This window comes from Collinsella aerofaciens, from assembly GCF_040910245.1.
Taxonomy (GTDB): domain Bacteria; phylum Actinomycetota; class Coriobacteriia; order Coriobacteriales; family Coriobacteriaceae; genus Collinsella.
This window is the reverse complement of sequence record NZ_JBDGAY010000034.1, coordinates 1-13,330: the sequence shown is the minus strand read 5'-3', so window position 1 is coordinate 13,330 and position 13,330 is coordinate 1. Positions and strand designations below refer to the sequence as shown.

The 13,330-nt window shown below is 59.6% G+C and carries 10 protein-coding genes and 1 riboswitch; of the genes, 7 read left to right on the top strand and 3 right to left on the bottom strand.

The features are described from left to right. Positions 1–469 precede the first annotated feature (469 nt). The 5 genes from AB5Z20_RS09550 (at position 470) to AB5Z20_RS09530 (ending at position 7,295) form a co-directional block, all read left to right on the top strand. Positions 470–2,470 carry an NAD(+) synthase gene (locus AB5Z20_RS09550; protein ID WP_368157136.1) on the top strand — a complete coding sequence of 667 codons (2,001 nt, stop codon included), beginning with the start codon at positions 470–472 and terminating at the stop codon, positions 2,468–2,470. A gap of 118 nt (positions 2,471–2,588) precedes the next feature. Continuing rightward, a complete protein-coding gene (locus AB5Z20_RS09545; protein ID WP_368157135.1) occupies positions 2,589–3,752 on the top strand; it encodes a pyridoxal phosphate-dependent aminotransferase in 1,164 nt (387 codons plus the stop codon). A 201-nt stretch (positions 3,753–3,953) separates the two neighbouring features. Beyond that, complete coding sequence (locus tag AB5Z20_RS09540) at positions 3,954–4,904, top strand: L-lactate dehydrogenase (protein ID WP_006234343.1); 951 nt, start codon at positions 3,954–3,956, stop codon at positions 4,902–4,904. Positions 4,905–5,018: 114 nt separating this feature from the next. After that, the gene (locus AB5Z20_RS09535) at positions 5,019–6,179 is read left to right on the top strand and encodes a DUF2974 domain-containing protein (RefSeq protein ID WP_006234342.1); all 1,161 of its coding nucleotides are present in this window, start codon (positions 5,019–5,021) and stop codon (positions 6,177–6,179) included. Between the two features lie 111 nt (positions 6,180–6,290). Then, the gene (locus tag AB5Z20_RS09530) at positions 6,291–7,295 is read left to right on the top strand and encodes a nucleoid-associated protein (RefSeq protein ID WP_022094136.1); all 1,005 of its coding nucleotides are present in this window, start codon (positions 6,291–6,293) and stop codon (positions 7,293–7,295) included. A gap of 253 nt (positions 7,296–7,548) precedes the next feature. On the opposite strand, the gene dapD is transcribed toward AB5Z20_RS09530, so the two are convergent. The 3 genes from dapD to dapA are packed head-to-tail and all read right to left on the bottom strand — an operon-like array spanning position 7,549 to position 11,350. Beyond that, on the bottom strand, positions 7,549–8,268 hold the full coding sequence (gene dapD, locus AB5Z20_RS09525) for a 2,3,4,5-tetrahydropyridine-2,6-dicarboxylate N-acetyltransferase (RefSeq protein WP_006234339.1): 720 nt from the start codon (positions 8,266–8,268) through the stop codon (positions 7,549–7,551). Between the two features lie 39 nt (positions 8,269–8,307). Then, positions 8,308–9,048 (bottom strand): 4-hydroxy-tetrahydrodipicolinate reductase, encoded by a 741-nt coding sequence (gene dapB, locus AB5Z20_RS09520; RefSeq protein ID WP_217495605.1) that lies wholly within the window; start codon positions 9,046–9,048, stop codon positions 8,308–8,310. Next, the gene (gene dapA / locus AB5Z20_RS09515) at positions 9,041–11,350 is read right to left on the bottom strand and encodes a 4-hydroxy-tetrahydrodipicolinate synthase (RefSeq protein WP_138112135.1); all 2,310 of its coding nucleotides are present in this window, start codon (positions 11,348–11,350) and stop codon (positions 9,041–9,043) included. The genes dapB and dapA overlap by 8 nt, the downstream gene beginning before the upstream one ends. A 65-nt stretch (positions 11,351–11,415) precedes the next feature. Beyond that, positions 11,416–11,584, bottom strand: a riboswitch (Lysine riboswitch). 144 nt (positions 11,585–11,728) lie between these two features. Between dapA and AB5Z20_RS09510 the strand changes: the two genes are divergently transcribed. After that, complete coding sequence (locus AB5Z20_RS09510) at positions 11,729–12,928, top strand: N-acetyldiaminopimelate deacetylase (RefSeq protein WP_368157133.1); 1,200 nt, start codon at positions 11,729–11,731, stop codon at positions 12,926–12,928. An 87-nt stretch (positions 12,929–13,015) separates the two neighbouring features. Beyond that, positions 13,016–13,270, top strand: coding sequence for a type II toxin-antitoxin system RelE/ParE family toxin (locus tag AB5Z20_RS09505; protein WP_195624768.1), 255 nt, complete (start codon positions 13,016–13,018; stop codon positions 13,268–13,270). Positions 13,271–13,330 lie beyond the last annotated feature (60 nt).

Sequence of the window (13,330 nt, the reverse complement as noted above, 5' to 3'; positions counted from 1 at the left end):
GGGTATCGGGTTCCCACATTCATCCGCACATGTGCGGATGAATGTGGGAGGTGTTCGGTTGAAGTTGATAATCAAGGGGACTATCGGCAAACGAGGAGCAACTAAACAAGTTGGTTGATAATTGCATGAAAGCAGATATACTACAATTGATTAGATAGAGGAGGTTTCTGCATGGACGTTATTAACAAAGATCTCTTGGAGCAACTGAAAGAGTTTCAGGAAGAGGGCGTCGTGGTAGAAGTGTTCGACTTTGAGGACTACATGGATAAATTCTGCCATTAGTTTCGAAATTTACTCGCCTCGCTTAAAGGAGAAGTCGATTATCGATTTCTCCTTTTTAATTAAAGATATTATTGAAATACATGCTCTTAGCACAGGTTGGCCTCTCAGTAAACTGGGAGGTTGCTTTGGCTAGTTAGAGATATGTGAACGTCCGTTAGACTGAATCTCAGGGTAGAAGGGGCCTCCAGTGTCCAGATCAACAAGACAATGCTGCGTTTCGGCTAATAAGAACGATGGCTTTTTGCGTGTGGCGGCGGCGTCGCCGCAGATTCGTGTGGCCGATGTCGAGGGCAATGCCGAGGTTGCGCTGGCGGCTGTTCGCGAGGCTGCCGAGCGCGGCGTTCGCGCGCTGGTGCTGCCCGAGCTTAACTTGTGCGGCTATACCGCGGCCGATCTGTTCCATAACCGCACGCTGCTGCATGCCTGCGAGGCAGCGCTGGTGCATATCCTCGATGAAACTCGTGAGTTGCCGATTGTCTTTACCATCGGTCTTCCCGTTGCAGTTGCCGAGAATATCTACAACTGTGCCGCCGTGTGCTGTGCGGGCGAGCTTTTGGGCCTGACGGCCAAGAAGTATCTGCCCAACTATGGTGAGTTCTATGAGCGCCGCTGGTTTGCTCCGGCGCCTGCGGATCCCGTGTGGGTCGAGTTTGCCGGTCAGGGTCCGGTTCCGCTGGGTTCGGGGCTTGTCTACCGCTGCTGTGATGAGGGTGCCGAGGACCTGGTGCTGGGCGTTGAGGTCTGCGAGGACCTGTGGGTGCCGGCGCCCCCTTCGACCGAGATGGCGCTTGCCGGTGCGACGGTGATTCTCAACCCGTCGGCCTCGGACGAGATTATCGGTAAGGCAGATTACCGCCGCAGCCTTATCTCTAACCAAAGCGCGCGCCTGTATTGCGCCTATGCCTACGCGGACGCGAGCGAGGGCGAATCCACGACCGATATGGTCTTTGCGGGCGAGAACCTTATCTACGAAAACGGCTCCAAGCTCGCCGCGACCAAACTGCTTACCTGCGATATGGCCGTCGCCGACGTTGACCTTGACCGCCTGGTTGCCGAGCGCCGTCGTTCGACGACGTGGACGCGCGCGGACGATGCGCCGGAGGCCACGACCGTTGAGTTTTCGTTTGAGGGCGTGCTGACGGACGAACCTGTCCTGCGCGATGCACTCGGCATCGACCGTGTCTTCCCCCGTGCGCCCTTTGTGCCGGCCGACCACGGTGATCTGGCCGAGCGCTGCGAGACTATTCTCAATCTGCAGACTGCTGGCCTCAAGACCCGCCTTGCCCACACAGGTACCAAGGCTGCGGTTATCGGCCTTTCGGGTGGCTTGGACTCCACGCTGGCACTGCTTGTGACCGTGCGTGCCTTCGATGCGCTGGGGCTGCCGCGCACGGGTATCACGGCGGTCTCCATGCCAGGTTTTGGCACGACGCATCGCACCAAGTCGAATGCCGAGTCGCTCGCTCGCGACCTGGGTGTGAGCTTCCGCGAGGTTTCGATCCACGCGGCTGTGGAGCAGCACTTCAAGGACATTGAGCATGATCCAGCTGTGCAGGACGTGACCTACGAGAACAGCCAGGCGCGCGAGCGTACGCAGATTCTGATGGATCTGGCCAACCAGGCTGGCGGTTTTGTCATTGGCACGGGCGACCTGTCGGAGCTGGCGCTCGGCTGGGCTACCTATAACGGCGACCACATGAGCATGTACGCCGTCAACGCGAGCGTGCCCAAGACGCTTGTGCGCCATCTGGTGCGCTATGCCGCCGATGTCTTTGGCGGGCGCATTGCCGAGGTCTTGCTCGATATCCTCGATACGCCGGTGTCCCCCGAGCTTCTGCCGCCCACGGGCGACGGCGAGATTGCGCAGAAGACCGAGGATTTGGTGGGCCCGTACGAGTTGCACGACTACTTCCTCTACTACCTGCTGCGTTTTGGCTTTGAGCCGGGCAAGATCTACCGCATGGCGCTCAAGAGCTTCGAGGGCGTCTACGACGCCAAGACCGTCCACACGTGGCTACGTACGTTCTACCGTCGCTTCTTTGCCCAGCAGTTTAAGCGCAGCTGCCTGCCCGATGGTCCCAAGGTGGGCTCGGTGACGCTCAGCCCGCGCGGCGATTGGCGTATGCCGAGTGACGCTAGCTCGCGTCTGTGGCTTGCGCAGATCGATGCGCTCAATCCAATTGACTAAGGTTGGCTAAATTGAACCAATACGGGGGTTGCAAGCGTTACACTTTTGCAATCTGATGGCCCGTATCGCGCGGCGCTCTTGTCGGAGCGCCGCGTTTTTCATATCGAAAGGTGGCACCATGCAGGCATCGCAGCGTCTCGACCGCTTTGGCGCGGAGGTCTTCGCCTCGCTCAACAACAAGCTTCTCGCGCTGAAGGCTCAGGGCAAGACCATTTACAACATGAGCGTGGGCACGCCCGATTTTAAGCCGTACGACCATGTGGTCGAGGCGCTCACGCAGGCAGCCCAAGATCCCGAGATGTGGAAGTATGCCCTGCGCGACCTGCCCGAACTCAAGCAGGCCGTGTGCGATTACTATGAGCGTCGCTTTGGCGTTTCGGGCATTACGCCGTCTATGGTGCAGTCGTGCAACGGCACGCAGGAGGGCGTGGGCCATTTGGGCCTGGCCCTGCTCGATCCGGGTGACACCATTCTGGTTCCCGATCCGTGTTACCCGGTCTTTGAGGCGGGCGCCAAGATCGCCGATGCCAAGCTCGAGTACTATCCGTTGGTTGCCGAGCATAATTACCTGCCCTATGTGGCGGGTATCGATCCCGAGGTGGCCGATCGTGCCAAGTATATGATCGTGTCGCTGCCCGCGAACCCGGTCGGCTCGGTGGGCACGCCCGAGGTCTACGAGGAGATTATCGCCTTTGCCCGCGAGCATGATCTGTTGATCGTTCATGACAACGCGTACTCCGACATCGTGTTTGACGGTGAGCCGGGTGGCAGCTTCCTGCAGTACCCCGGTGCGCTTGAGGTGGGCGTGGAGTTCTTCTCGCTCTCCAAGTCGTTTAACGTCACCGGCGCGCGCATCGGCTTTTTGGTCGGTCGCGAGGATGTGGTCTCGGCCTTTGCCAAGCTGCGCGGCCAGATCGACTTCGGCATGTTCTTCCCGATCCAGAAGGCCGCCATCGCCTGTCTGAACGGTCCGCGCGATGAGGTCGAGGCGCAGCGTCTGAAGTACCAGGAGCGCCGCGATGCCCTGTGCGACGGTCTTGAGGGCCTGGGCTGGGGGCGTCCCAACGCGCATGGCTCTATGTTTGTGTGGGCCAAGCTTCCCGGTGGCCGCACCGATTCCATGGCGTTTTGCGAGGAGCTCATGGAGAAGGCCGGCGTTGTGGTGACGCCGGGCGCGAGTTTTGGTCCTTCGGGCGAGGGACACGTGCGCATGGCGCTGGTCCTACCGCCCGATCAGATCGCTTTGGCTGTCGAGGCCATTCGCGAGGCGGGCCTGTATTAGAAACCTATTTCGACTCGTCAATAGCTCGAAACCGATTTCGCGCAGTTATTTTACGAATACTGCAAACAATTTCGGTAAACGGTCGATTTTTGGCTGCGAATAGGGGCATAATCAAAGTCCCGATTGGATGTATTGGGATTACGACAAGCCGCTCGGGTCGTTCCCGGGCGGCTTGTTTGTGGAGAGAGATGGGAGTTTCTAATGGTTAACGAGAAGAAGGTCGCTATTGTCGGCTGCGGTTTCGTCGGTTCGTCTTCGGCGTTCGCTCTGATGCAGAGCGGTCTGTTCTCCGAGATGGTCCTCATCGACGTGGACAAGAACCGCGCCGAGGGTGAGGCTCTGGATATCGCGCACGGCATGACGTTTGCCGAGCCGATGAAGATCTACGCCGGCGATTATTCCGATGTCGCCGACGCCGCCATGATCGTCGTCACCGCTGGCGCTGCCCAGAAGCCCGGTGAGACCCGCCTGGACCTGGTCAACAAGAACGTTAACATCTTTAAGTCCATTATCCCCGAGATTAAGAAGTCCGGCTTCGACGGCATTCTGCTAATCGTCTCCAACCCGGTTGATGTTCTGACCTATGCTGCCATCAAGATGTCCGGCCTGCCCGAGGGCCATGTCATCGGCTCCGGCACCGTGCTCGACACTGGCCGTCTGCAGCAGATGCTTGGTGCCCACGTCGAGGTTGACCCGCGCGATGTCCAGGCCTATGTCATGGGCGAGCACGGCGACTCCGAGTTTGTCGCTTGGTCCAGCGCTCAGGTTGCTGGCGTTCCGCTGAACACCTTCTGCGAGCTTCACGGTCATCTGGAGCACGAGGCTGCCGAGAAGCGTATCGCCGAGGACGTCAAGAACTCCGCCTACACCATCATCGAGAAGAAGCACGCCACCTACTACGGCGTCGCCATGGCCGTCAAGCGCATCTGCACCGCTGTCATGCGCGATGAGCAGACCGTTCTGCCCGTTTCCTCGCTCATGGTGGGCGAGTATGGCCTGTCCGATCTGGCTATCTCCATGCCGACGGTCGTTGGCCGCGACGGCGTCGTCTGCCGCGTCCCCGTGCCGCTGAACGATGACGAGCAGCATGAGCTCACCGCCTCCGCCAAGGCCCTCAAGGACATCATCGACAGCGTCGACTTCTCCTGCTAAATCAAGCTCGCTAGAGCGAAAAGCTACAATGAAGGCGTCCGGGTCCACACGGCCCGGGCGCCTTTTTGGTGCAAAGTAACCTGACCCCAATGCACCATAGTTGATGGGAGGGCCATGTCGGATTCGCCTAATTTTTTGACCTATGCCCAGACAGCGTTTGATCCGTTTGAGGAACGGCCGTTCTGCGCGGTGGATAGCCTGGTCTTTGCGTGGTTGTCCTATTTGCGTTTGCCGGGTGATATGGCGGAGCTGACGAACTGGCAGGGCCTAGACGTACGCGAGCTGCTGCGCGCCGAGTGCTACCAAGACATGATTGGCGACCTGTGGGATCCGGAGGGGAGTCGTGCCCTGTTGGAGGCTGTGGCAGCAAGCCCTCGCTACCGTGGCGTTCGTGTTTGCGGCTATCGTAGCGTGAGTGATGCCGAGACAACGGAGCAGTTTGCGGCCATGACGTTCCGATTTCCGGCGGGGTTTAGCTATCTTGCCTTCCGGGGGACCGACAGCACGATTGTGGGCTGGAAAGAGGACTTTAACATGGCGTTCCGGTGTCCTGTGCCGGCCCAGGAATCCGCGGCGCGTTATGTAGACGAGGCGGCGGATGCGATTGACGGGCCGCTTTTGTGCGGAGGTCATTCCAAGGGTGGAAACCTTGCGGTGTACGGTGCGGCGATGTGCCCCGATGTCGCCCGTGAGCGAATCGAACGGGCGTATTCCCATGATGGTCCGGGCTTCGTCGAGGAGTTTCTGAGCGGCAACGCCTTCGCCGATCTATCCGGTCGAATCGACAAGACGCTACCTCGGTCGTCGATCTTTGGCATGATGTTCGAGACACAGGAGGACTATGCCATCGTTGAGAGCACCGAGTTCAGCCTGCTTCAGCATAATCCCTTTAGCTGGGTGGTTGATGGTCGCGACTTCGTGTACTGTGAGCGCCTGTCCGCCGGTGCTCGATACGTTGATGGCTCCATTCGCGAGATGCTGCTTGCGGTGTCGCCTAACGAGCGCGAGCGTTTTGTAGATGCGTTGTTCTCCGTGCTTGAGGCTACGGGTGCTGAGCGGTTTGCGGATATCGCTGGGAATCTGCGCGAGAGCCTGCCTGTGATGCTCCAGGCTGCGCAAGGCTTTGACAAGGATACGCGACGCTTTGTCTCGCAGACTATCGTTGCGATTCTTAAGTGTGCGCTTCTGCCCAAACGTCCCCAGATCGACATGCCCGCTGCCGGCAAGAGCTTGGCAGAACAGCTCGAGGCTTGGCAGTCCGAGCTCCTGCGCTAACCATTGGTGCAAAGCAACCTGTCCCCGATGCACCAATCTTCGATGCGCCTGGGGCGGGATCGACCGCTATACTGGTTCGTGCCGAAATCGATCTAGAACGGAATGCCGTATATGAAAATCAATCACGCGATTCTGCATATCCTGGACTTTGACTCTGCCGTCAACGTTATGAGCCAGCGCGAGCTCGATATCGAGAGCCGCACCGTGCGTAATTTCGTAACCACGCACCTGCGGCGCGCTCGTACCTCGGCTGATAACAAGCGTGCCACGTTTGCCGAGAACTCCGCATTCGGCGGCGAGCTCAAGGGCTATTTCTTTGGTGAGCGTGAGTTCGTGGATCTGTCTCAGCAGATTGCGGAGTTCATCTCTTCCGAACTTACCAAGGCCGAGAAAGCCGAGTCCACTGACGTGCTTGTGGCGGACTTTGATGACGATGAGGATGCCCGCTGGTTTGCCGTGATGCTGCTGGGCTCCAAGCAGGCTTTTATGCACGAGGTGGGTCGCGAAGAGGGCGAGGTGCGCAACGACATTGCGCGCCACTACGCCATTCTGCCGAATCCCTCGCAAAAGGTGCCGAGCTATGCAATCGTGCGTGCAAGCACCATGGAGATCGGCTATGTGGATAAGAAGCGCAAGATTGCCGGCGAGGATCGCATGCTCATTCCCGATGGCCTGCTGCAGTGCGACACGGGGGTATCGGGCAAGGAGGTCATCGACACCGTGACGCGTGTGGTCGAGGAAGTCGCCGAGGAGCACGGTGCCAACACGGCTGTAGCACTCGCCAAGGTTAAGGCTGCTGTTGCCGAGAAAGTTGAGGATGACGAGGAACTGCCCCCTTGGGATATCGTCGATGAGGTCTTTGAGGACGAGCCGGTTATCAAGGAGAGCGTGCGCGCGGCACTGACTGAGGAGAAGGTGCCTGAGCGTGTGCCCGTGGAGCGCAAGCAGGTCGAACGCGCGGCGGTGCGCAACCACAAGATCCGTACCGACACGGGCATCGAGATCAGCTTCCCGGCCGAGATGGGTTCGAACTCTGAGTACATCGAGTTTGTCAACGAGCCCAACGGCCTCATCTCCATCGAGCTCAAGAACATCGGAAGTATTGAGAATCGATAAACTGCTCTTGGACGTTGCAAAAAACAAAGGCCGAAGCCTTTTGGGACTTCGGCCTTTTTTGTTTTCGGCTTGGTTGCTGACATTGCGCCGCAGGTTGAGCTCACGTCAGCGAAAACGCCCCTAAGCGAGCAAGGTGACGTGAAAGAGGAGGGAAGCGTACTTCGGTACGCGACCGACGATTGAACGTCAGATTGCCGCTTAGGGGCGTTTGCAGCGTCGAGCCGTTACGCGGTTTGGCAAAACCGCGTAACTTCTACAGCTGGCGCAGGCCCTCTTCCAGGCCGGTCTTGCTGTCGGTCTTCTCGTCGCGCATCTTGATGGCGCGGGCGGGGACACCGGCCACGACGGCGCCGGCGGGGACGTCCTCGACGCACACGGCGCCGGCGGCAACTACAGCACCCTTGCCCACGTGCACGCCTTCCAGGACCACGGCGTTTGCGCCGATCATGACATCGTCCTCGATGATGACGGGCGTGGCGCTGGCGGGCTCCACAACGCCTGCCAGCACGGTGCCGGCGCCGATGTGGCAGTTCTTGCCCACGGTGGCGCGACCGCCCAGCACGGCGCCCATATCGATCATGGAACCCTCGCCGATAACGGAGCCGATGTTGATGATGGCGCCCATCATGATGACGGCACGGTCGCCAATCTCGACGCGGTCGCGGATGATCGCGCCCGGCTCGATGCGGGCGTTGATGCCCTTAAGGTCGAGCATGGGCACGGCGGAGTTGCGGCAATCGTTTTCAACGTCGTAGTAATCGATGGAATCGGCATTGGCGTCCAGGATGGTCTTGAGCTCGTCCCAGTCGCCAAAGACGGTCTTGCCGCGACGGCCGCCGTAGACATGTGCGTCGCCCCAGGCAACCTTCATGCCCGGCTTCTCGCGCACGTACAGCTTGACGGGCGTCTTTTTGGGCGCGGTGGCGATGTAGTTGATAATCTCCTGTGCATCCATCTCGGCTGCGTTGCTCATTTGCTATCTCTCCTTTGGGTGGATTCGGTTGATACCTGGTTAGGCAAACATGACCTTGTCGAACGTATAGAAGCCGGGTTCGCGGGTGACGAGCTTCTGCGCGGCTGCCAAGGCGCCGTTGACAAAGATCTGACGGCTCGTGGCGCGGTGGGTGAGCGTGACCTCCTCGTCCTGGCCAAAGAAGCTCACCTCGTGCACGCCGGCGACGGTGCCGCCGCGCAGCGAGTGCATACCGATTTCCTTGGGATCGCGTGCTCCGCACATGCCCTCGCGGCCATAGACGGGGTGGTAGCCTGCCTCGGGCTCGGCTTCGACGACGGCGTCGAGCAGTAGCTTGGCAGTGCCGCTGGGGGCGTCGACCTTTTGGTTGTGGTGCGTCTCGACGATTTCGCAGTCAAAGCCGGGCAGCTCGCGTGTAGCCTGCGCTACCAGATGGCGCAGGGCTGCGATACCGATGGAGTAATTGCCCGAGTGCATAACGCGGGTGTTCTGGCCCAGCTCACGCAGGCGGTCCATCTGCTCGGGGGTGTAGCCTGTGGTGCCTGAGACCAACGCCGCGCCCGTGCGCTCGACATAGGCGACGACGGCGTCGAAGGTCGCGACGTTCGAGAAGTCGATGATGACGTCGGCAGCCGGTGCGTTCTCGAGCTCGCTCAAATCGAAGCCAATCTGGGTCACGATATCAAAAACGGGCTGCCCGGCGGCGTCGACAATGCCTTCGGCGGTAGTGCGGATGAGCGAGCCCATGCGGCCCGTTCCCATAATGACGGTCTTAATCAAGTAGACCAGCTCCCTTCAGAGCATCGGTAAGTGCGGCTCGCGTGTCGTCTGCCATGGGGCACAGCGGCATACGGTAGTTTGCCTCGATCATGCCCATCTGGGCGAGCGCTTCCTTGACGGGGATGGGGTTGACCTCGCTAAAGAGGGCGTTGATGAGCGGCTGGCCGGCAATCTGGATATCGCGGGCGCGCGCTACGTCGCCGTCCAGATAAGCGCGGCACATGTCGTGTACAAGCTGCGGCTGCACGTCGGCCCACACGCTGATGGTGCCCGAAGCGCCCAGGCTCATGAGCGGCACTGTGAGTGCATCCTCGCCCGAGTACATGCGGAAATCGTCGGACAGCAGGTGGGCGATCTTGGCCGCGTAGGCGACGTTGCCCGAGGCCTCCTTGATGCCCATGATGTTGGGGTGCGCGGCTAGGCGCTCTACGTTGCGCTCGCTGATACCGCAGCCGCAGCGGCCGGGGATGTTGTACAGGATGCAGGGGATGTCAACGGCATCGGCGACGGTCTTAAAGTGCTGATAGATACCCTCTTCGTTGGACTTGTTGTAGTAGGGGGTAATGAGCAGCAGGCCGTCGGCTCCCAAGCCCTGGTAAGTAAGCGACTTGGTGAGCATGGTCTGCGTGGAGTTGGAGCCTGAGCCGGCGATGACGGGGACGCGTCCTGCAACATGCTTGACCACGGCGGCGACGACGGAGTTGTCCTCGTCATCGGTCATCGTGGCGCTCTCGCCGGTGGTGCCCAGGGTGAGAATGGCGTCGGTGCCATTTTGCAAGTGGAAATCGATAAGGCGCTCGAGCGCGTCAAAGTCGACACTGCCGTCCTTTTTAAACGGCGTAACCAGGGCGACGATTGAGCCCTCGAGATTGCGGATGTCCATGTTCTTCTCCTTCGCCTCCGCGATCTGGATGCGTTTGTTCCATTGAGCTGCGACTGCCAGGCGCTCGTCTTGGGCGCGACGGCGGGCGCTTTCGGCGCGCGACTTGGCCAGCAGCTCTCGGCCGCACGGCAGCACGTCGAGCGTGGAAAAGTAATCGCCCGGGCGCTCGGCGCGGCGGATGAGGTCGGCCGCGCCATCGGGGCGCAGCAGGACCTCGGCGGAGCGCAGACGTCCGTTGTAGTTGTAGCCCATGGAGTAGCCATGCGCACCGGTATCGTGGATTACAAGCAGGTCATCCATGTCGATATGCGGCAGCTCGCGGTCGATGGCGAACTTGTCGTTGTTTTCGCACAGGTTGCCCGTGATATCGTACGTGTTCGTGACGGGAGCTGCGGACTTGTCGGGGCCACCCGGCTGGCCCATCACTGTAACGTGGTGGTAAGCGCCATACATGGCAGGACGAATGAGGTCGACGGCACTTGCGTCCACGCCGATATAGTCTTTGTAGATCCGCTTTTCGTGAATGGCCTTGGTGACCAGGCACCCGTAGGGGCCCATCATAAAGCGGCCCATCTCGGTGCAGATCGCCACATCGCCCATGCCGGCGGGAACCAGGATCTCGTCGTAGGCCGCGTGTACACCCTCGCCGATGGCGTGGATGTCATTGGCCTGCTGCTCGGGCAGGTAGGGGATACCCACACCGCCGGACAGATTGATAAAGGCGACATGTGCACCGGTCTCGCGCTCCAGGCGCACGGCAAGTTCAAAGAGGATTCGCGCGAGCTTGGGGTAGTAATCGTTGGTGACGGTGTTGCTGGCAAGGAAGGCATGGATGCCAAAGTCCTCGGCGCCCTTGGCCTTGAGCATGCGGAAGGCATCAAAGAGCTGCTCGGTGGTCATGCCGTACTTGGAATCGCCCGGGTTGTCCATAATGCCGTTGGAAAGCTGGAACAGGCCGCCCGGGTTAAAACGGCAGCTCACCGTCTTGGGGATGGGTCCCGCGACGCGCTCGTAAAACTCAATGTGGCTGATATCGTCGAAGTTGACGATGGCGCCCAACTTGTCGGCAAGCTCAAAGTCTGCCGCCGGCGTGTCGTTGGACGAGAACATGATGTCATGGCCGGTGATGCCCAGCGAGCGGGCGATCATGAGCTCGGTATAGCTCGAGCAATCGCAGCCGCAGCCGTATTCGTTGAGAATTGAGATAAGGGCCGGGTTGGGGTTGGCCTTGACGGCAAAGTACTCCTTAAACCCCGGGTTCCACGCAAAGGCGTCGCGCACTTCTTGCATGTTGCGGCGGATACCCGCCTCGTCGTATAGATGAAACGGCGTGGGGAACTGCTCGACGATATGCTCGAGTGTCTCCTTGTCCACAAACGGCTGCTTGGCCGCATATGCCTCGTTGGGGGTCAATGCCATGTCCCGTAAACCTCGCTATCCAGACGGCGCCATCTGCGCATCGAATCCGCATAGCGTGGACCCAATGTCCGGATAGCGCTCCCGCATTGCTGCAGACAGTCCTGCGAGTGTTTCCCGCAGGCCCACCAGGCTGTTCGTGCCCGAAAAACCCAGTTCGGCGGGTTTCGCCTCCCCGCGGGGTCAAAGTCTGCCGACTCGCCCGCGGCTCTTCGTGCCCGCGCCTCTATCAAGTGGTAAAGACCCTACCACGTTGCACTTTACCAAACAAGAGTATTCGTATATAACGTTTAAAAAATGCAGCATCATGCTAGAAACGAGGGCGCCACAATCCTGCGTCACAATAGGTGACAACTGAGTTGCCCCATGAAAGGAATCCCCATGACCGAGCTCCAAGAACTCCGTCGCTATCGTCGCGACCTGCATCGCATTCCGGAGCTCGACTTCGATCTTCCGCAAACTATCGCCTATATCGAGGGCGTGCTCGCTCCGCTTGCCTGCGAGGTGATCCATCCGTGCCCTAGTTGCGTGTGCGCTTTCTTCGACGCTGGCACGGGTGCCTCGCATGCCACGGCGATTCGTGCCGATATGGATGCGTTGCCTATTGCGGAGACGACGGGCGCCGCTTTTGCCTCGACGCATCCCGGCAAGATGCACGCGTGCGGCCACGACGGGCACATGGCTATGGCCCTCGCGGCGGCAACTTTTGTCGACCGTACGATTCGTGAGCAGCCGGGCGTTATTAAGCGCAACGTGCTTTTTGTGTTCCAGCCGGCCGAGGAAACAACCGGTGGCGCTAAGACGGTATGCGAGAGCGGCGTGTTCGAGCGCTACGGGGTCGACCGCATCTTTGGCTTTCACGTGTGGCCCGATCTTCCTGCCGGTACGCTGGCGAGCTGTCCCGGTCCGCTGCTGGCGCGCTCGAGCGAGACGCACATTCATATCCATGGCACGAGCATCCATATCGCCAAGACCTACGGCGTTCCAGTCGAGGAATCACATGACGCAGCGCTGGCGGCGGCAAAGTTCCTGGTTGCCGAGCGCGAGCTGATGGACGAGCTGGGTGCCGATGAGCCCTGCATCGGTAAGTTTGGCCTGCTGCAGGCCGGCACCGTCTGCAATGCGGTGGCGGGGGAGGCCCATGTTGCCGGTAGCTTGCGTGTGTTTACGGACGCCATGTTCGACCGTGCGCGCGAGGGCGTACGCCGTGCGCTCGACGAGGCGTGCACCGCAACGGGCTGTACGTACGATCTCGACTTTGCCGAGGGCTATCCGCCAGTCGATAACGACCCCGAGTTGTTTGCCCACATTGCGCCTGCCTTGCCCGAGTTGCAACTTGTGGACGAGCCGCTGTTAATTGCCGAGGACTTTGCTTTCTATCAGCGCCATCTGCCGGGCGTGTTCTTCTTGCTGGGCACGGGCGTGCCGGCCGGGCAAGACAACCCAAATGACGCCGAGAGCTGCCCTGCTTACGCGACAAGCGCCCTGCATACCGACACCATGCTCTTTGACGAGAAGATCCTGCTCGAAGGCCTCGACGTCTACAAGCGACTGCTTTCGCTTGATTGGGTCTCTGTGTAATTTACTCAGAAAATACGAACAAATGTTTGCTATAATTTAGGTGTAAGTCTATAGAAACGTTTGACGTTATTAACGCAAGGCGATACTATGATTGCATCCTATAAAGACAGAGATACCGAGCACTTTGCTATGGGTATTCGGGTCAAGAAGTTTGCTCCCTTTGAGCGTGTTGCTTTGAGGAAGATTCGACAGCTTCAGGTCTGTGTTTCTCTTGATGACCTCCGCGTCCCTCCGGGCAATCGTCTTGAAGCGCTGAAGGGCGATCGCGCCGGTCAATATAGCATCCGTGTCAATGAGCGCTATCGGGTTTGCTTTGAGTGGAGACGGGGGGTGTTCCTATAGTTTTGTCAACTGGGCAATGCTGTTTTCGAGATTGAATCGCGACATGCTAACGCCAGGCCT